The sequence below is a fragment of the Nostoc sp. WHI genome, from assembly GCF_015714725.1.
Classification (GTDB): Bacteria; Cyanobacteriota; Cyanobacteriia; order Cyanobacteriales; family Nostocaceae; genus Nostoc.
Window position 1 is genome coordinate 31,873 of record NZ_WBKM01000289.1, and the last position, 20,707, is coordinate 52,579.

A 20,707-nucleotide genomic window follows, 5' to 3' on the forward strand; every position below is an offset into this window, starting at 1 on the left:
ATTTTCCCTAGTCCCCATTTTCTATTCCCTAATACTGCGATTGTTAATTATCCCATGAGTTGAACAATTGGGAGTTTTTGAGATAGTTAATTAAAATTAAAAGGGAATTATTAAAGTAGCGGGAATGGATTTGGCAAAGCTTGGGCAGTTAATATTAGTTATGGTTCAGTCTTCTTTATCCCGTGCAACCCTAATTTTTCTATCAAGCGCTCTAGCGGCTTTGTGTGTTGCCTGTAGTCAAGACAGACGGAACACTGCGACTGGTGGCAATGAGCAACCCGCGCCCATTGGGGATTTGGCATCAATACAGCCTGCCGTCGAACCAGCAACACCAGCAGCTACCCCAGAAGCACAGCTGCTAGAGCCATCTGAAAGTAAACCCAGTGTTTTTGAACTGGCGCTAGACAAAGCTGTTAGTGCTTGGAGTATCAGCCAATCTGCTCAATCTACAGATGATTGGAATTTGGTGGCGAGTCAATACCAAGGTGCGATCGCTCTGATGCAAAAAGTGCAGCGACAAACCCCAGAATTTGCCTTTGCTCAATCCAAAATCACAGAATATCGGCGGCAAATCAAATATGCCAAACAGCAAGCTATTCCTCGCCCTGTGCGCGTTGCCGAACCAAAGAGGATAGTGGTTGTTGTTCCCCAAATAGCAACTACACCCAAGTTTACATTACCTCCTGTGGCAACAAAACTATCACCACCAAAACCAGCTTTCCCCTCATCAGCAGTGCTGATTCCAGATCAGGAAGTATTTACAGCCCCGATAAAAAGGCGGATTGGTGGCACGCCAATTGTCGAAGTCACCTTCAATGGCCAGCAACAATTTGAGATGATTGTAGATACAGGAGCAAGTGGCACTGTAATCACCCAACAAATGGCAAATACCTTGGGAATCGTAACAGTGGGCAAAGCTAGGGCAAACACCGCGAGTGCCAGAAATGTAGAATTTCCTGTGGGCTATGTTAATTCGATGGCAGTTGGCGGGGTAATAGTTAATAAGGTACCAGTAGCGATCGCAGGCACGGAACTAGAAACTGGACTTCTAGGACATGATTTTTTTGGTAACTACGATGTCACCATCAAACGTAATGTCGTAGAATTTCGTCCGCAATTGCGATCGCAAATCAATTTCCCAGAAACTCAACTAACTGCTCCAACTTCGTCCAAGCCGCCCCACTTTGTAGAATATCCTTAGCGATTTTAATCCCTTGGGCATGATCCAGCAACGGTATTACACTCGCTACTTGCAGCGCCAATGACGCATTTAAAGCTACCGCATCCTGTTGTGCCTGAGTTCCTTTACCTTGGAGTACGGCCTTGAGAATCACCGCATTCTCTTGGACATTCCCACCCCGAAGCATAGCTATGGGAGCAGGCGTTACATCCAAGTCTAGGGGATTAATGGTAGTTAACTGCACTTCTCCCTTGGATAATACGGCCAAGTCAGTTAAATCTCCTAACCCAGCCTCATCAAGTTTTTCTCGCCCGTGCAGCACAATCGCCTTTTCTTTGCCCAAATTCTGTAAAGCTTGGGCAACAGTTGCCAAAAGTTTGGGAGTAAATAACCCTACCACCTGCCCAGTAGGACGTAAGGGATTTACTAAAGGCCCAAGCAAATTAAACACCGTTCGCACCCTGAGAGTCCGCCGTAATGAGGCAACTGCCTTGAGTGCTGGATGCCAACCAGGGGCAAACAAGAAAGTGATCCCTACTTCTTGTAGTGCGGCTTGCACTTTTTCACTGGATGCACTCAAGTTTACACCCAAGGCTTCCAATACATCTGCGCTCCCTGTGAGACTTGACGCTGAACGATTGCCGTGTTTAGCGACGGGTACGCCATAGGCTGCGGCAACAAAAGCAACTGCTGTAGAAATATTAAAGGTTGATGACCCATCTCCGCCAGTGCCGCAGGTATCTATTACAGTGGTGAGTGCTGAGTGCTGAGTGCTGAGTGGCGAACATTGAGATTGTAATACTTCAGCCATGCCAGTCAACTCGTCGGCAGAAATGCCTCTAAAGTTCAGCGCTGTTAAAATTGCTCCTGATAACTCTGGGGGAACCGCTTCACTGAGCCATCCTTGCATCAATTCAGCAGCTTGAATACGGGACAAGGATTGGCCATCTATTAATTGTTGCAGCAAAATATGCCAGCTAACAGAGGATTCTTGAGCAGTGATTTGGGAAGTTGTCATAGCTAAGGTTTGTATGTTGTAGCTATATTGAGAGCTATGTGAGTTATCCTACCGGAAAATTGGAAGCTATCAAAGTCAGGTTAAAAAATCAAGGCTTAACTGCAAAGCTGGATTCACAAGGTTCTCATTTTGGGCTTTTTCATCCAAATAGTAATTAGTAATGAATAACTCTTTTCCTTTAGCCGCACCACTCTGTCTATAGTTATTCATCCCATATTGCAATTCCCATTCAGAGATATTAGCCCATTGAAAATTTTCTCGCATTTGCGGTGAGTCATCGTAGGTAATTAGCCAGCGATGATGACATTGTTGCAAAAGTTCAGCAAATCTCTGATGTTCAAATGAGGTATGCAAGTTACCCCTTTTACCATATAGCTTTGATTTTCTAGCACTAAAATATGGTGGATCTAAAAATAAAAATACATCTTCTCCTTCTGATTTTAATAGATGACTATAATCTAAATTAGTAATTTGGACATTTTCTGATAGAAGATTTTCTAACTTTTCTAGTCGTTCGATTGAAGAATCAGTAAATCTTTTATGAAAAGCTTCTTGGGAAAAGCCACCTGATTCTACAGTTCCTGAAAAAGTAATTCTATTCAGGACAAAAAACCGAACTGCTCTTTCTAAATCAGATAAATTATTGACATCTATCTTAGTCAATTCTGCAAAAAGTGATTTGCCATCTGTATATTTAACTTTAATATGTCGAATTTCTTTAACTAACTGAACTATATCAGATTGGGCAAACTTCCAGAATAAGCAGACTTCACGGTTTAAATCGTTAATCCAAATCTTGATATCAGGAAAGTTTTGTCTTAAATAAATGAATACAGAACCACCACCGACAAAAGGCTCTCGAAATTCATCAAAGCTCTGTGGCAAGTATTCAACTATTTGATTTATTGCTCTTGACTTACCACCAGGATATCGTAGAGGACTTTTAATCATAACCAAAAATTATAATGTTTAAAAATTACTGGATACTTCTATTTTAAGTTTATGATTATTTTGAGCTTCTAAAGCCAATTTTTTGATAATTACTTTTTGAGTTGAATTAAAATTTTTAATATTAACTTCTAAAAAATATTCTAGTTCTTTTAGTGATGCATCTGGAAAAACAATAGAACCAACAACATTCTTACCTGTAAGCTTTAGCTTCGTAGCAAATAATACTTGCTGCCCGTTCAATATTAAAGAATCTAAATTAGAAAATAAAATTAGCTTGAATAAACCCTCTTGAATATCAGGGAGCTTTGGCAAAGATGCTTTTGAAGTGTTTTTTGACTCTTGTATAATATACATATTGTTCTCAAATATTATCTCATCAGGAGTCAAATAGTAAATTCCCCCAAGATAGTTTTCAATACTAAAAGTGGCTTTTAATCCATCCACTAAATATTCTAGCTTATGAGAAGTTAGTGCTTCTCATAAGCTAGCACTCTCAGACCCTTTAAGCGAAATATTCTTAAATTCTTCAAATTCCTCTTTGATTTTATCTAAATATTTATCTAATCCTTCTCGTGAGTGAATTGTTACTCCAGTTTGATTAAAAATAGAATCATAAGAATCTAGAGCTTTTTCAAAAGTTTGTGTAAATCTTTCTTCAAATAAATTCTTGTTCCAATGGAGTGCGCTTTGGTGATATGCTAATATTTCACTAATTTGAAATTTGACAAAATCATTAGCAAATTTCTGATTACTCAACTTATTCTTATTCATTTGCCCCTTTTTGGTACTTTTGTTTGCTGTTTCATAATAAGCAAGTACGATATAGATATTAAGCAAATTCATCCAAGAAATTGTAGAGTATTGAATTTTATCTATATCACCATCTTTTCCCTCATCTTTAATTACCGGGATAATAGTTATAACTTTCGAGGAATTATATGTATTATAAATTCTGGCAAATGGATAACTTCTGGTTCTCTTAGGCGATACCCATTTTGAATAAGCAATCTCAGTTGTAGGTGACTTTATTAATCCATAACCCCTTTCTTTATTGACATCAAATACATCTAAATTAATTGTACTTAAATTTTCACTTAAGCAAGTTTTATAGGTCACTCCCTTGATAAATCCTGTAAAATGCAGAACTGCTGCCATATCTTCAAACTTTTCTTAATATTTGTCTTTGCCAGAGTTTAGCTCAACTTTGGCTATTAAACCATATAAATGATCAGTTTTAAGAAATCGGTTCATAAACCATTTGGGGAATCAACACTTCGTTTTCTAATTGCCCAATACCTAAAAAGTGAGTCTCTTCATCATAAACTCGCACTATTTTGGAAATATCGAAACTTAGAGAAATTCGCTGACCTTGACACCATTTTTGAGCCGATGTTGCTGGTAAAGTAATAGATGACAAATGTTGTAAAGCTGCATCTGGACTAACGGATTCAAATGTCCCGGCTTGTAGTTTAGCTTCTAAGTCGGTCAAAGTGAGACTATCGGTTAAATCGAAACCACTGCTTTTGGTACGGATCAAAGCCGCAAGAGTGCCACCAGTTTCTAAGATTGCACCTAAGTCACGGGCGATCGCTCTAATATATGTACCACTACCACAAGCGATCGCTACATCCAATTCAGGAAAATCTCCTTCTCTCCAGTCCAAAATATCTATCTGAAAAATTTCCACTGTTCGCACTGGAACTTCCACCGTTTTGCCTTGGCGTGCTAAGTCGTAGAGGCGTTTACCATCTACTTGAATTGCACTGTAACTCGGTGGTATTTGTTCAATCTTGCCATGAAATTGTGTTAGTGCAGTTTTCACTTCTGCCAAACTCAATCCAGCACAAGGTTGAGAAGTGATAATTTCACCTTGTAAATCATCGGTTGTGGTACGCACACCAAGGCGAATGGTTGCTTTATAAGCTTTTTCTGTCGGTAAATATTGCAATAATCTTGTGGCTTTACCAAGTGCGATGGGTAACACTCCGGTAGCTGCTGGATCTAAGGTTCCCGCATGTCCTACACGTTTGAGGCGCAACAATTTTCGCACCCGCGCTACGCAATCGTGGGAAGTCCAGTCAAATGGTTTGTTTAAATTGAGAAAACCTTGAGATAGCACAATAGCAATATTTTCAACCTTTTCTTTTCTTAAATGCTCAAACATCCTAATTTCAGCATTTAAACATGAATTTTTAGTATATAGGACTTACGCACAGGTAACGGAAAATCGAACCACAGAGGCACGGAGAACACGGAGGAATAAGAGTTTGAGAGGTATTTTGCGTAAGTCATGGTATAAAACAATCTGAATTCTGTATTCTTAATTCTGACTTCTCTTTTAACCTTTATCTGAAAGTTGACATCAATATTTATGAGCAAAAATATCAAAGCACCCCAAGCACTCACAAAAAAACTCCCCCTCTAGGATGAAGGGAGTTAACTGAGGGGGATTAATGGATGATTACTGACTTAGTAACCCGATAGCCATTTCAAGATGCATTTTTGCTTTATGCAAAGCTAGCAGTTTCTCTTGGGTGTATCTATCTGGGTAATTCATGATTCTTCCCTCCATTGTGATTTTGATGAGTGCAGCTTGCTCATCAGTCGGTGAGTTCATCTCATCTATAGCGCTGCTGAGTGCTTGCATGAAAGCGAAAGTCGGAGATTTTAATCCCTTACCATTCTCAAACTGAGATAACGCCATTCGAGGGAATACCATCAACGATGTAATCCATGAAGTCTTGTACCCTTTATTGTCAGTAGGTTTGATGCCATAGCGCAAGCATAGGTCACGCAGTTCTTTGATGGTTTTGATTTCAAGTTCTGATCGTGTAAACATAGAGTTACCATTTCTCAAAAAGTGGTATCGGTGGTGTACTAGTTTGCAAGACCCAGAACACCACTGATTTAAACTCTATTCGCTCGTTTGCATGCAGTTCAAATTATATTTACATATCTCAACAATGCCTAATCCTAAAGGTAACCCAGAAAATTTAAAAAATTTCACTACAGAAAGAGAAGAACCATTATCAAGTACTATTAGTTTTCGTGCTACTGAAAAGATGAAAGAAGAAGTGAAGGCACAAGAAGATCCGCCGGAGTTTTGCCGTCAAGCTATCCAAGAGAAGCTAGATAGGAATAAAGGGAAATAGTCTGAAGTCCTTTTCTTAAGCGAACCGTATTAGAACTGCTATAATTCGACACTGCAAAGATGACCCAAACTGCTACAGATCAAGTTGATAATGGGGATATCTTCGGTAAGATGTGCTTTGCATTTTAGCGATCGCTTCACCCACTAAATCATGGAAGTCTAATAGAACTTACGCAAAAACTCTCTTAAACTCTTATTTCTTCGCGTCCTTCGCGCCTTCGCGGTTCGTTTTTCCTTTACTGGTGCGTAAGTCCTATCTAAGAAACTCAACTCAGATTCCGAGTCAGTCGGTTCTAGCTCCAAAATCACAGCATTTTCTGTACGATAGGCAATAGCATCAAAGTATTTTTCCCATTCGCTTTGGGAAAGCCTAGACTAATATCTGAGAATTTATCTTAGTAAGAAGTATCAAAATTACTGAAAAAATAAAGCTCAAGATTATTCCTAGATTATTTTATGATAAAAATTGTATTATGCAATAAAATTACAGAGTAATGCTTACAGTTATATGCGCCCAAAATCTGGATTGCCAAAAAGAAAAGCCTTAAAAAGAAAACCTATTTTTCAATATGGGTTTAAAGTAAATCCAACTATAAAAAATTATATTAATCCTACACTGATTGAAGGATATAAAACTGAAGGTTATATAAACGCTATTTCATTATTTTCTGGATGCGGTGGGTTTGATCTGGGTTTTTTAGGAGGTTTTACTTTTCTAAATAAAAAATATGAAGCTCTCCCGTATAAAATTGTACATGCCTACGATATTGACGAAAAAGCTACTCAAACTTATGCTTTAAATCTTTCAAATGATGTAACTACAGTAGATCTTACCAATGTAGATATACGCTCATTGCCTCCTGCAAATATTCTTCTAGGAGGATTTCCCTGCCACGATTTTTCGTCATGTGGACACAAAAAAGGATTTCAAGGGACTAGAGGTGAATTATATACCGTAATGAAAGATTATATGAATATATATAAACCGGAATAAGAAGGGGTAATGTTAATACTGCCTAAGATTGTTGTCCAATCGTAGCTAGAAGGCGGATAAATAGAAACCTAGTCTTCTCTCCTCGGCTTTACTCGTCAGTGGCTTTTTTGTAAATCACTAAAAAATTATGGTATCTTCAAATTTGAAAAAGAATGCAGAATTTTGTCAACTCTATTAATCCGTTTTTCCCAAGGCGATCGCTACTGAACCTATGACTACTAAACTTGCTCCCATTATTCCGATCAAAGAGAATTGCTCTGGTGGAATCAAAGAAGGTAATCTAACTGATATAATTGCAACTGATATTAAAGTAATAATAGGAGCTAAAGCTAATACTGCGCTTACCCGTGATGCTTCCCAATGTTCTAATGATTCTGCAAAAGCACCGTAAGCAATCAGAGTATTCAAAGCACAAAAGATTAACATTCCTAAATGCAAAGCATCAAGTGTAAAAATTGATTTTACTTTGGCTAAAGGAGTGAATAATAAAGCACAACCTCCGTAAATAATCAGCATGATGCTAGCAGAAGGTAGAGATTGTAATAGCTGCTTTTGTGCTAAAGCATAAACAGCCCATGTTATTGCTGCCAACACAATCAAAATACTACCTAAGATATATGTGTTAGGCGCTGTAATTAAATTTGTTAGCTGTTCACGGAAAAATAAAACATAACCGCAACTAAGTACACTTATACCAATCCATTGATACAGCCGATAACGTTCTTTAAAAATTATCAAACCGCCCAAACCTAATAAAAGAGTAGATAATTGAATCAGAACTTCAGCATTAGCAGGTGATGTTAGTGCTAAACCTTGCATAAACAAGAAGTAATTACTTGCCAAGAAGATTGTAGCGATCGCTAATAATTTCCCAGAAGTAGAACGCAATTGTTCTAAGTTTGGGAGTTTACCGCGTATTCCTAAATACACAGCAAGCAGTGAAAATGATACTAAAAAGCGAAACCAGATGACGGTGTAGACATCAAGCGCTTGCAGAGTTACTGCGAGTGCAATAGGTAAAATTCCCCACAATAAAACTGTCAATAACGATAATGCTAGACCTAAGCGCCAACGACCAGAACTTTGATGTAGTGACATTCAAATATCCTACCCAAAGTAGGGCTGATAAGAAGTTAAAACATATCTAATTTGCATATCTAAATTTTATCAAACTCTTCTCTTGTGGGGGTAAGCATGTTAACCACCTAAGAGGTTGTTTGAAAAGTGGTTGGCTGTGATTTTAGGCACTTATTGATCTCCCTAACCCTCCTTAAAAAGCAGGGAACTGGAATCAAAGTCCACCTTTTTAAGGGGGAGCCACTGCGTTGCGGAGAGAATTGCGGTCTTGGGGTGTAAAATTTTTCACCCACCTACTTGTTTTTTTGGTGAATTCAATAATAATTATTATTAATTTTTTGAACCTATTTTCACCATTTCACCAATATAAATTAGCATTGAATAAGTATTATTAAATGCTAATTTATACGGAGATTTTCATTGGCGATCGCCCTTAAGAAAAACTTTGCGATTTACAGAATCTGCGTCTGCAAGTATTAAAGACTCCTTCCTGAGTGTCAAATACCTCATTAACGGAGTTCTGATACTACTTTGGTAAATCATCAAAAAGCATCGCCACATTTATTAAAGATGCCCTCCTGTCCCCAATGTTCAATGCAAGTTTTGTAACGTTTGTTAAACAAAGTATTTTCCTGGGAATTCTAACTGTAGTACACAGTAATTCTCGGAAAAATTTATGAGCGTAAAAAATGTTGATGGAACTTTAAGAATGGCTGGCTATAAAATTATAGAGCAACTTTATTCAGGTTCTCGGACACTCGTGTATCGAGCAGTTCGAGAATGCGATCGCCTTCCAGTTGTAATCAAGCTTTTAAAACGAGAATACCCTACCTTCAGTGAACTAGTACAGTTTCGCAACCAATATGCGATCGCTAAAAACCTAGACATTCCCCGCATTATCAAGCCCTACAGCTTAGAATCCGATCACAACGGCTATGCCCTAGTGATGGAAGACTTTGGTGGTATTTCTTTGCGGGAATTTACCCAAGGACGACCATTAACCTTAGAGCAATTCCTGGGCATTGCCCTACAACTGATAGACACGCTACAACAGTTACATAAACAGCGCGTCATTCACAAAGACATCAAGCCAGCCAACATCTTGATTCACCCTGACACCAAACAAATCAAGCTGATTGACTTTAGTATTGCTTCACTTCTACCACGAGAAACCCAGGAGATCCAAAGTCCCAACAGACTGGAGGGAACGCTAGCGTATTTGTCGCCAGAGCAAACCGGACGGATGAACCGGGGCATTGACTACCGCAGCGACTTTTATTCATTAGGTGTGACTTTCTTTGAACTACTGAGCGGGCAACTGCCCTTTGAGTCCCATAACCCAATGGAGTTGGTGCATTGCCATATTGCAAAGCTTCCCCCCCTCGTCTGCGATTTCAACCCCGATTTACCCTTGATGCTGGGCGAGATTGTCCGCAAACTGATGGCGAAGAACGCCGAAGACCGCTATCAGAGTGCGCTGGGGCTGAAACATGACCTTGTTACCTGCCTAGACCAGTGGCGAGAAACAGGCAAGCACACCTGGTTTGACTTGGGACAGAGGGATATCAGCGATCGCTTTCTGATCAGAGAAAAACTCTACGGACGCGAATCGGAAGTGCAGATGTTATTAGAGGCATTTGGTCATGTTGCCAATGGTGGCTGTGAACTGATGCTGGTAGCAGGTTTCTCTGGCATTGGCAAAACCGCAGTCGTCAATGAAGTGCATAAGCTAATTGCCCGGTGGAACGGCTACTTCATTAAAGGCAAGTACGACCAGTTCAACCGCAACATTCCTTTGTCTGCCTTTGTGCAAGCCTTTCGTGACCTGATGGGACAGTTGCTCAGTGAAAACGATACCCAACTGGAGCAATGGCAGAACAAGATTTTAGCGGCAGTTGGAGAGAACGGGCAAGTCCTGATCGAGGTGATTCCTGAACTGGAGCAGATAATCGGCAAACAGCCAGCGATCGCCGAATTATCGGGTAGTGCGGCACAGAACCGTTTCCATCTGCTGTTTCAAAAATTCATTCAAGTCTTTGCGACAAGAGAACATCCATTAGTAATGTTTCTCGATGACTTGCAGTGGGCAGATTCGGCATCGCTGAATTTGCTGGAGCTGTTAATGGATCAAAACGATGGCTACGGCGGCCAGCCACGGGGTTATCTATTCATTATTGGTGCATACCGCGATAACGAGGTGTTTGCGGCTCATCCTCTCATGTTGACGCTAGCTGAAATTGAACAAGCACACGAGAGCGTCAACACGCTGACCCTAACGGCCTTGAGTCAAGCAGATGTGAACCATTTGATCGCCGACTCCCTCAGTTATACAACAAAAGAGGCACTGCCGTTGACAGAGTTGGTTTATCAAAAAGCCAAAGGCAATCCCTTTTTCACGACTCAGTTTCTGAAAGCGCTGCACGAGGATGGGCTGATTACCTTTGATTGGGAGGCAGGTTTTTGGCATTGTGATATAGAGCAAGCCAGAGCGATCGCTCTCACTAATGATGTCGTAGAGTTCATGGCAATTCAACTGCAAAAGTTGCCCACCGAGACCCAAAAAGTACTCAAACTGGCTGCATGTATCGGTAATCAATTTGATTTGGGGACGTTGGCGATCGTCTGGGAACAGTCAGAGGTAGAAACGGCTGCTGATTTATGGAAAGCTTTACAAGAAGGGTTAATTTTACCGATTAGTGATGTTTATAAGTTTTATCAGGAAGAAGATAATAATAAACTTGTGTTGGAATATGAGAATATCAGTAAACAAATAGCCAAATATAGATTTCTACATGACAGAGTACAGCAAGCGGCTTATTCCCTGATTCCCGATGAGCAAAAAACAGCAACTCATCTCCAAATTGGACATTTACTCCGACAAAATTTTTCCGAGATCAAGCAAGAGGAAAAACTGTTTGATATTGTCGGGCATTTGAATTTAGGACAAGAGTTAATTACTCAACCAAGCGAACGCCAAGCATTAGCTCAACTGAATTTGAAAGCTGGAGTGAAAGCGAGAAATTCTACAGCTTACGCCGCAGCAAAGGTTTATTTGCAAACAGGGTTCGAGTTACTACAGACAAACTGCTGGCTTGATCAGTATGAATTGACTCTGAATCTGTATGTTACGGCTGCTGAAGTTGCCTATTTAAATGCTGACTTTGATGGCATGGAACAGATAGCATCTGTGGTGCTGCAAGAGGCACGGACGATTTTCGATAAAGTGAAAATCTACGAAATTCAAATTGTAGCACAAACGGCTCAGAGCCGAATGCTACAGGCGATCGCAATCGCAACAGATGCACTTTTACAATTGGGAGTGCAATTTCCTAGCGAACCTGATCCAGCCGAGATTGATAAAGCCCTACAAGCCATTACCAGCCAACTCCAGGGTAGACAGATTGTGGAATTAGTTGATCTGCCAGTGATGACTAATCCCACATCAGTAGCAGCAATGCAACTATTAGGAAATTTGTTTTCAGCAGTTTTTGTAGGAATACCGGGTTTATTGCCCCTCCTTAGCTCAAAGATGGTGAGTTTGTCGCTCCAGTTTGGCAATACATCAACATCGACGGTGGGGTATGCGATTCATGGATTGGTGCTGTGTGCTATTTTGGGAGAAATTGAAACAGGCTACGATTTTGGTAAATTGGCGCTGAACTTACTGGAGCGGTTCAACTTACCAGAATATAAGTCCATGACTCTACATTTGTTTGGGAGTTTTATTCAGCATCGCCGGGAAGCTTTCTTCGTAACTACACTAACTATGAAAGATAGCTACACCACTGGTATGGAAACTGGCGATTTTCTCAACGCTGGTTACAACATCGTGGCTTATAACAATCTGAGATTGTTTGGTGGGGTAGAACTGGACATTTGCGAATCCGAACTAGCAGCTTACAGCATCGCCTTGGCTCAAGTGAAACAATCTTCTCCTCAGATTTATTTGGACATGACGCGGCAAACAGTCAAAAATTTGAGGGAAACTGTGAGTCAACCGGATTGCTTAATCGGTAGTGCCTACGATGAAACGGTGATGATGCCTAAGCACTATCAGGATCATGAACTCAGTGCGATCGCTATGACGTACATTAACAAACTGCTACTAGCTTACTTATGGGGCAATTACTCAATTGCGAGCAATTATATTGACCAAATCAAGCCGTATTTAATGGCATTATCGGGATTAACTTCTGTTGTCATTTTCCATTTTTATGCCGCACTCACATACCTGGCACTCTTCCCCACACAGCCAGAACCCGATCAAGCCCAAATACTTGCCCAAGCCGTCACCCATCAAACTATTCTGCATCAATGGGCGCAAAATGCCCCGATGAATCATTTGCATAAATGGTATCTAGTAGAAGCTGAACGTTATCGAGTTTTGGATGAAAAAATCGCAGCCATTGAGTGTTATGACCGAGCCATAACTCTTGCTAAAGAACATCAGTTCATCAACGAAGAAGCACTTGCCAATGAACTAGCTGCCAAATTTTACCTTGATTGGGGCAAAGAGCCGATTGCTCAGTTATACATGACTCAAGCCTACTATAGCTATGGTCGTTGGGGCGCTAAAGCCAAAATTACCGATGTGGAAACCCGTTATCCCCAACTCCTCGCCCCCCTCTTCCAGCAAACCCGTTCTCCCCTCTCAAGTAACAAAACTTTCTTCACATTGGAGAGTGTCACCTCTACCAGTTCCGCCAATTCCAGCAGTAGCAGCGTCTCTGTTGCTTTAGATTTAGCTACCATTCTCAAAGCTTCCCAAAGCCTTTCTGGGGAAATGGAACTGGAAAAACTGCTCTCGGTATTGCTGCATATCGTCATTGAAAATGCGGGAGCAGATAAGTGTGTATTCATGCTTTTGGAGTCAGGTCGTTTGCTAGTTCAGGCGCTAGCACAGCTTTCCCTTGGTGTCATATCTCTACAGGACAAGGGAATTGCCCATATCGATTTTTACTCAATGTTGCTCGACCCAAAGCCTGTTGAAGACTCTGTTGATGTGCCAGTTAGCTTAATTAATACCGTCAAACGCAGCTTACAACCAGCAGTGATTACTGATGCTACGGTGTGTCTTCAATTAATCAATGACCCGTATATTCAGCAACAGCAGCCCAAGAGTATCTTGTGCAGCCCGATTTTACATCAGGGTAAGTTGCTTGGCATTTTGTATCTGGAAAATAATTCAGCAACCGGAGCATTTACCAGCGATCGCGTCGAACTGCTGAACTTACTTTGTGCTCAAGCTGCAATTTCTCTGGAAAATGCCCGACTTTATCGAAATTCCCAAAACTATGCTCAACAGTTAACCCAATCTCTAGGAAAATTGCAGGCTAGTGAAATCCGCTTCCAAAATTTGACGAATAATATTCCTGGTATGGTTTACCAATTCCGTCTGGCGGCCGACGGTTCAACTTCAATACTCTACGTTAGCTCTGGCTGTTTCGACTTGTATGAGTTAGAGCCAGAGTTGGTGATGGCAGGAACGCATAATCTTCACACCATGAATCACCCTGACGATCAAACAGCTATTGCCCAAGCGATCGCCTACTCTGCCCAAACTCTGACACCGTTTAAGCATGAATGGCGGATTATCCTGCCTTCAGGAACCCTGAAATGGGTTCAATGTGCTGCTCGTCCAGAGCGACAAGCAGATGGCGCAATCCTCTGGGATGGGGTGATGATTGATATTAGCGATGTCTACGAGGAGCTTCGCTTACGCAAACAGGCCGAAGCATCCCTAGCCAAAGAACGAGAGTTTTTGAATGCTATTATTCACAATATTACAGATGGGATTGTTGTTTGTGATGCTAGTGGCAAATTGACCTTATTCAATAACGCAACTCGTGAGTTTCATGGCTTACCAGTAGAATCATTACCAGCAGAACAATGGGCCGAATACTTCGATCTTTATCAACCTGATGGTCAAACACTCTTATCAACAAAGGAAATTCCCTTGTTTCGCGCCTTGCAAGGGGAAATAGTCGAAAATGCAGAAATGGTAATTGCGCCGAAGCATGGTTCTAAGAGAATTTTGTTAGCCAGTGGACAAGCAATTATCGATCCTTCGGGCAATAAAGTCGGTGCGGTAGCTGTGATGCGAGATATTAGCGATCGCAAACCCATTGAAGTGGAACGCCAGCAAGCACAACAAAAGCTAGTCCAGCAGATGGAAATGCTCGATCTTGCTAGCGATGCCATCATCATTCGCAACATGGAGGACAAAATTTCTTACTGGAATCAAGGCGCCCAAAGGCTCTATGGCTGGACTAAGCCAGAAGTTTTGGGTCAATATATCCACACCTTTCTCAGTACCACTTTTCCAAAGCCGTTAGAAGAAATTTTCGCAGAGTTTTTTCAGACAGGCAGTTGGGAGGGAGAATTGCTGCATATTAATCGTGATGGCAAGCAAGTGGTTGTATCAAGTCGCTGGACACTACAACGCGATGAAGCAGGTCAGCCCCTAACGATGCTCGAAATTAATAGTGACATCACCGATGTCTACGAGGAACTTCGCTTACGCAAACAAGCAGAACTTGCCTTGCAGCAAAAATCGCAAGATTTGCAACAAGCATTGAACGATTTACAACACGTCCAATTACAAATTGTCCAAAGTGAAAAAATGTCAGCCCTGGGCAACTTAGTTGCTGGTGTGGCTCACGAAATGAATAATCCCCTCGGTTTTATTGCCGCCAGTCTCAAACAAGCTAAACCTACGATCGCTGATATTGTTGAACACTTAAAACTCTATCAAGAAAGCTTGCCCAATCAAAGTGATGAAATCAAAGATCATGCTGAAGAAATCGACTTAGATTATAGCTTAGAAGACTTGCCCAAGATGATTGATTCCATGACTATGGCGTGCGATCGCCTGAAAAATATCAGCACCAGTTTACGAACTTTCTCCCGTGCCGATCAAGATTACAAAGTGCCGTTTAATATCCACCAAGGTATTGATAGCACGATTTTGATTTTGAAACATCGGCTCAAGCCCAATGAAAAGCGTCCAGCCATTGAAGTGATAACTGAATACAGCACTTTACCTCAAGTTGAGTGTTTTCCTGGACAATTAAATCAAGTATTCATGAATATTTTAGCAAATGCCATTGATGCATTGGATGAATCAAATACAAGTCGGAGTTTTGAAGAAATTCAGATTAATCCTAACCTCATAACAATCAAAACATCACTAGAAAATGAACGTGTAAAAGTTACCATTACTGACAATGGTAAGGGGATGACTGAAGAGATAAAACAAAAGATATTTGACCATTTATTTACGACGAAAGCTGTGGGGAACGGTACAGGTTTAGGACTTGCGATCGCTCGTCAAATTATTGTCGAAAAACATAGCGGGGCGATCGAGGTGAATTCTCAACTTGGCCAAGGTACTGAGTTTATAATCCTGTTGCCTATCAAGACATAAGAGGATGTTTGAAAAGTCTAGCTGAAGTGGCTGAGGAGATTGGACAAAGGAACGAGCATTATCAACTACTAGTGTCAGAGGATTGTAAGTGTCTTTACTTAAGCCTGCGATCGCCTTAATGAATCGTCTAAGATATCCGCAAAAATTCTTGCTGATTAGCATAGTTTTTTCTATGCCTACGATTCTAATGATGTACTTATTAATCACAGAAATTGGTAGTCGGATTGATTTTGCCAAACAAGAAATCATAGGGAATTTGTATTTGCAGTCAGCCACTCGATTATGGGAGCATACATTACGGGGGCAAATATCTAGTGAAGTAGGAAACAATAATTATGATTTTACTCAACTTAATCAAGCTTTGGAAACCATAGAAAATAAAGATCGACAGTTCGGGAATAAACTTCACTCCACAGAAAATTTTACTTTGATCAAAGAGTATTTTAAAACTCTTAGTACAAAGAACAATAATCAAAACTCATTTATCTACAGTCAAATAATTAATAGTACAGAGAAGTTGAGACTTCATGTAGGCGATACATCGAACTTAATCCTTGACCCAGACTTAGATAGCTATTACATGATGGATAGTAGTTTGCTAAAACTTCCTACTATGCAGAAAATCCTAGCAGAGATTCAATCTTTGACGATGATAATCAATAAACGCAAAAAAATTAACCCCGAAGAAAGGCGAAAATTGATTGAACTTTCGGCACTTCTAAAAGAGGAGAGCCACAGCTTATCTAGAAATATGAATATTGGCTTTAAGAATAATCCTTTGGGTAACTTACAACCTAAGCTATCTAAGTTTCTAGAAGAATATATCCAAAATATTAAACAACAAACCAACCAGTTAGACCAACTGAATCAAACCAATCAAGAAGTATTTCCTAATCCCTCTTTAGCCCAAAATAACTTAGACTCCAGTTTATTGTTGTCAGATCGAGTCATGACGGAGCTAGATTTAATTCTCAAGCAACGCATCAACCAACTCACCCAAAAACAGCAGTTTGTTTGTGTATTTGTATTGCTAACTTTGTCCATAGTCACTTATCTTTTTATCGGCTTTTATTTAGCTGTAATGCAGACGGTGTATAACCTTACCCTTGCTGCCAAACGTATGACTAATGGTAAATCAGGAACCTTAGAAATGCTCGCATTAGAGAATCGAGATGAACTGAGCCAGGTGGTGGAATCTTTTAATAAAATCGCCATTGCTTTAGTCGAGGCGATCAACTCTAGTCGTGAGGCTGAAACCAAATACCGGAGCATTTTTGAAAACTCTATTGAAGGAATCTTCCAAACTACTCCCGATGGCAAATTTATCAGCGTTAATCCTGCCCTAGCTAAGATGTACGGCTATGATTCACCGCAAGAATTAATTAATGCTTTTACTAATAATGAACGACAACTTTATGTTAATGACCGCCGCTGTGATGAGCTGACTCGCTATAAGAATCTGCATGGTCAAGTAATTGGATTTGAATCAGAGGTCTATCGGCAAGATGGAAGCACAATCTGGATATTAGAAAACTCCCATTCAGTCTATAACCAAGCAGGAGAGTTAATTTATTACGAAGGTTCTGTGCAGGATATCAGCTATCGCAAAGCCACCGAGATGGAATTGCAAGCCTCACAACTACAACTTATCCAAAACGAAAAGATGTCGGCTTTGGGTAATTTAGTGGCTGGCATTGCCCATGAAATGAATAATCCTTTAGGCTTTATTGCTGCCAGTCTCAAACAAGCTAAACCTATTATTGCTGATATTGTTGAACACTTAAAACTTTATCAAGAAAGCCTGCCCAGTGCGAGTGATGAAATCAAAAATCATGCTGAAGAAATCGACCTAGATTATAGCTTAGAAGACTTGCCCAAGATGGTTGATTCCATGACTATGGCGTGCGATCGCCTGAAAAATATCAGTACCAGTTTACGAACTTTCTCCCGTGCCGATCAAGATTACAAAGTGCCGTTTGATATCCACCAAGGCATTGATAGCACGATTTTAATTTTGAAACATCGTCTCAAGGCTAACAAGCAACGTCCAGACATTGAAGTGATAACTGAGTACAGTTCTTTACCTCAGATTGAGTGTTTTCCGGGACAATTAAATCAAGTTTTTATGAATATCTTAGCAAATGCCATTGATGCCTTGGATGAATCAAATGCAAATCGGAGTTTTGAGGAAATTCAGATTAATCCCAACCGCATAACAATTAAAACATCAGTAGAAAATGAAGGTGTAAAAATTACCATTACTGATAATGGCAAGGGGATGACTGAAGAGATAAAACAAAAGATATTTGACCATTTATTTACGACGAAAGCTGTGGGTAACGGTACCGGATTAGGACTTGCGATCGCTCGTCAAATTATTGTCGAAAAACATGGCGGTGCGATCGCCGTTGATTCTACCTTGGCGCAGGGGACAGAATTTACTATTCAACTTCCCATCCATCAGATAGCTTAGGAAGGATCTTGAGCTTGCAAGAGCGATCGCAGGTGAGCCAATTCCCGTTCAGCCGCTTCTGCTCGTTGACGTTCTTGGTCTGCCCGTTGGTGTTCTTGGTCTGCCCGTTGGTGTTCTTGGTCTGCCCGTTGGTGTTCTTGGTCTGCCCGTTGGCGTTCCAAAACCACCTGCTCGTTGCCAATTAGCAGCAGATTTCCCGACAAATCCCACCATCGCAGCCACAGCATTTCTTGATTTTGATAGCTACCTTGCCACAGACCTAACTCAACCTGCATCGGCAAAATTGGATAGTGTCCGCGTTCATTGGGGGTAAGTTTCTGATAAGTAATATCCAGAAGGTGATAAACCTCTAACTTGCCGCTAATGATTTCATAGATGCCATAGTAGGGAACGCGCATCACCCGCTCATACACCCAAAATTTCCCCTTGAAGGGGGTTTGATCGCGCTCCTGCGATCCATCGCCCGATGCAAATTCCAACACAATCGTCGGGGTGATTAGTTCGCGCCACAGCACGTAGGAGCGGCGATACTTCCCATCTAATTGCGCTGGTACGCCCCCCACATAAAACCAATCGGGTGCTTCTGCACCCTTCTCCGGTGGATCGGTTTCGCGCCAATAAATCCCGCTATCTTGTCCAATGCAATACTGTCCATCGGGATGCAATAGTTGCAAAACCGATCCCAAAGAGTCGGTTAGTAAAATACTTTGGGGATGCTCCTGGAAATTTTTCACAAAAGTACCATCTGACTCTGGAAGCTGGGTGTGGTCGGGAAAGGCACGGGGAATATCCAGTTGAGTAGCGGGGTCGGTCATGGCGATCGCCTTGGGTTACTTGCAAACTGAGAAAATCAATAGTTTCAGTATAAATGGAGAGGAGACTCAGCTGGTAAAATAGGCGATCGCCCGTCACACAATTTTGGATTTTAGATTTATTCTCACGCTCCGCCAACAATCCAAAATCCAAAATTTAAAATCTAAAATTCAGTGATTCAGCCACCATTGTCAGTGTTGTAGGATAAAAGTAAATTGTCGCTGCCATAATTATGTCTCGTTCCTCGCTTTGGCGTTTAACAGTTCCCCCGTTAGAAAACGGCGATCGCCTAACCCGCTTTGAATTTGAGCGGCGCTACAATGCCATGCCAAAGCTGAAAAAAGCCGAATTGATTGAAGGAACTGTTTACATGGCTTCACCACTGCGTTTTGAACCCCATGCTGAACCTCATGCTAGAGTCATAACCTGGCTAGGAGTTTATCAGGCAATGACCCCAGGAGTGCGTGTTGGTGATAACCCAACGGTTCGCCTTGACTTGGACAATGAACCCCAACCTGACGCGGTGTTATTGATTGATGCTCAGGCGAGTGGACGATCGCACTTGAGCCAGGATGGTTATGTGGAAGGAGCGCCAGAACTGGTTGCAGAAATTGCCGCCAGTAGTGCCACAGTCGATCTGGGTGACAAAAAGCGTGCTTATCGGCGGAATGGAATACAGGAGTACCTCGTGTGGCAGGTGTTTGAGCAGCGCATCGATTGGTTCCGCCTAGAAGCAGGAGAGTATATAAATTTGCACCCTGATGCGGCAGGTGTGATTCAAAGTCAAATCTTTCCCGGATTATGGTTAGATCAATCTGCCTTGCTGGCGGGTGATATGCAACAGGTGTTAACTGTATTGCAGGCAGGGGTGAATTCTGTCGAACATCAAGCGTTTGTGCAGCAGTTAGCCCAGGCAGTCCAATCGAATGGATAAGTTCAAAGGCTGGATAGTACCTTGATGACCTTAAAAAAAACGGGCAACCTGACAGCAGAAGCCAGGTAATAATGGGGATGTAAGTTCATCCTCAGATAGTAATGTTCCTACCAAGCTAAGTCGCCCTGCATCCCGACGATAGACCTCAATCTGCTGGAGTCGCCAGTTAACAATCCAATATTCCAGGACACCCTTGAGAGAATATAACCGCAGTTTCACTTGGCGGTCGCGGCGTTCATTTTGGCTACCTAAAGAAAGCACTTCCACAACTAAATCAGGTGCAGCAGTAAAGTGTCCAGATTCATCGACAATTGCAGCTAGGCGTTCTTGCTTGACCCAGACTACATCAGGAATCACATCATCCATGTCAGAGAACACCACACCCGGCGCAAAAAAAGGCTTACCCAGGTTGGTTTCTTCCGACCAAAAGAATAATCGTGCATAAATACGACCACCAGAATCTTGATGACCTAGATGTGGAGCGCGAGTTACAAACAATTCTCCATCGACGATTTCGTAACGTTTCCATTCGCTCTCAGGAAACAGTTCCAAATCGGCACTAGTCCAAGGAACCTGATTTGAGGTGGTGTGAGTCATTAATATGCCTGCGTAGGCGTAGCCCGTCGTAGACATCGCAGTTATATTTTCATTATATGGAGATAGGGTGTAGGCGGAAGACTCCCAATATTA

The 20,707-nt window shown here is 41.3% G+C and carries 14 protein-coding genes and 1 pseudogene; 6 read left to right on the top strand and 9 right to left on the bottom strand.

From position 1 onward, the window contains the following. Positions 1-160: 160 nt before the first annotated feature. Positions 161-1,201, top strand: coding sequence for a retropepsin-like aspartic protease family protein (locus F8S12_RS29420; protein ID WP_196519797.1), 1,041 nt, complete (start codon positions 161-163; stop codon positions 1,199-1,201). Here the strand turns inward: F8S12_RS29420 and trpD are convergent. The 6 genes from trpD to F8S12_RS29445 all read right to left on the bottom strand — a co-directional run bounded on the left by trpD (position 1,131) and on the right by F8S12_RS29445 (position 5,988). Continuing rightward, positions 1,131-2,198, bottom strand: a complete 1,068-nt coding sequence (gene trpD, locus F8S12_RS29425) for an anthranilate phosphoribosyltransferase (protein WP_196519798.1) — start codon at positions 2,196-2,198, stop codon at positions 1,131-1,133. The two genes, F8S12_RS29420 and trpD, sit on opposite strands and share 71 nt — an antisense overlap. 75 nt (positions 2,199-2,273) lie before the next feature. Then, positions 2,274-3,149 carry a DNA adenine methylase gene (locus F8S12_RS29430; protein WP_196519799.1) on the bottom strand — a complete coding sequence of 292 codons (876 nt, stop codon included), beginning with the start codon at positions 3,147-3,149 and terminating at the stop codon, positions 2,274-2,276. A gap of 18 nt (positions 3,150-3,167) precedes the next feature. Beyond that, on the bottom strand, positions 3,168-3,593 hold the full coding sequence (locus tag F8S12_RS41120) for a hypothetical protein (RefSeq protein ID WP_230968359.1): 426 nt from the start codon (positions 3,591-3,593) through the stop codon (positions 3,168-3,170). A 33-nt stretch (positions 3,594-3,626) separates the two neighbouring features. Next, positions 3,627-4,304, bottom strand: coding sequence for a hypothetical protein (locus F8S12_RS41125; protein WP_230968360.1), 678 nt, complete (start codon positions 4,302-4,304; stop codon positions 3,627-3,629). A 79-nt stretch (positions 4,305-4,383) separates the two neighbouring features. After that, a complete protein-coding gene (gene truB, locus F8S12_RS29440; protein ID WP_196519800.1) occupies positions 4,384-5,313 on the bottom strand; it encodes a tRNA pseudouridine(55) synthase TruB in 930 nt (309 codons plus the stop codon). A gap of 297 nt (positions 5,314-5,610) precedes the next feature. Next, positions 5,611-5,988 carry a hypothetical protein gene (locus F8S12_RS29445; protein ID WP_196519801.1) on the bottom strand — a complete coding sequence of 126 codons (378 nt, stop codon included), beginning with the start codon at positions 5,986-5,988 and terminating at the stop codon, positions 5,611-5,613. A gap of 124 nt (positions 5,989-6,112) precedes the next feature. Here F8S12_RS29445 and F8S12_RS29450 point away from each other — a divergent pair, with 124 nt between their 5' ends. Then, the gene (locus F8S12_RS29450) at positions 6,113-6,301 is read left to right on the top strand and encodes a hypothetical protein (RefSeq protein ID WP_196519802.1); all 189 of its coding nucleotides are present in this window, start codon (positions 6,113-6,115) and stop codon (positions 6,299-6,301) included. A 507-nt stretch (positions 6,302-6,808) separates the two neighbouring features. After that, positions 6,809-7,294 (top strand): DNA cytosine methyltransferase, encoded by a 486-nt coding sequence (locus F8S12_RS29455; protein ID WP_196519803.1) that lies wholly within the window; start codon positions 6,809-6,811, stop codon positions 7,292-7,294. 174 nt (positions 7,295-7,468) lie between these two features. Here the strand turns inward: F8S12_RS29455 and F8S12_RS29460 are convergent, their stop codons facing one another. Further along, the gene (locus F8S12_RS29460) at positions 7,469-8,392 is read right to left on the bottom strand and encodes a DMT family transporter (protein WP_196519804.1); all 924 of its coding nucleotides are present in this window, start codon (positions 8,390-8,392) and stop codon (positions 7,469-7,471) included. A gap of 655 nt (positions 8,393-9,047) precedes the next feature. Here F8S12_RS29460 and F8S12_RS29465 point away from each other — a divergent pair. Both F8S12_RS29465 and F8S12_RS41130 read left to right on the top strand, forming a co-directional pair. Further along, the gene (locus F8S12_RS29465) at positions 9,048-15,797 is read left to right on the top strand and encodes an AAA family ATPase (RefSeq protein ID WP_196519805.1); all 6,750 of its coding nucleotides are present in this window, start codon (positions 9,048-9,050) and stop codon (positions 15,795-15,797) included. Between the two features lie 1,210 nt (positions 15,798-17,007). Next, positions 17,008-18,270 (top strand): annotated as a pseudogene (locus F8S12_RS41130) (PAS domain-containing sensor histidine kinase); the annotation flags it as partial. On the opposite strand, the gene F8S12_RS29475 reads toward F8S12_RS41130, so the two are convergent. After that, positions 18,267-19,085: a Uma2 family endonuclease gene (locus tag F8S12_RS29475; protein ID WP_196519806.1), complete on the bottom strand. Its 819-nt coding sequence runs from the start codon at positions 19,083-19,085 to the stop codon at positions 18,267-18,269. The pseudogene F8S12_RS41130 and the gene F8S12_RS29475 sit on opposite strands and share 4 nt — an antisense overlap. Positions 19,086-19,315: 230 nt before the next feature. Here F8S12_RS29475 and F8S12_RS29480 point away from each other — a divergent pair, with 230 nt between their 5' ends. Then, positions 19,316-20,017 (top strand): Uma2 family endonuclease, encoded by a 702-nt coding sequence (locus F8S12_RS29480; RefSeq protein ID WP_196519807.1) that lies wholly within the window; start codon positions 19,316-19,318, stop codon positions 20,015-20,017. A gap of 30 nt (positions 20,018-20,047) precedes the next feature. Here the strand turns inward: F8S12_RS29480 and F8S12_RS29485 are convergent, their stop codons facing one another. Continuing rightward, positions 20,048-20,614, bottom strand: coding sequence for a Uma2 family endonuclease (locus F8S12_RS29485; RefSeq protein WP_196519823.1), 567 nt, complete (start codon positions 20,612-20,614; stop codon positions 20,048-20,050). Positions 20,615-20,707: the final 93 nt, after the last annotated feature.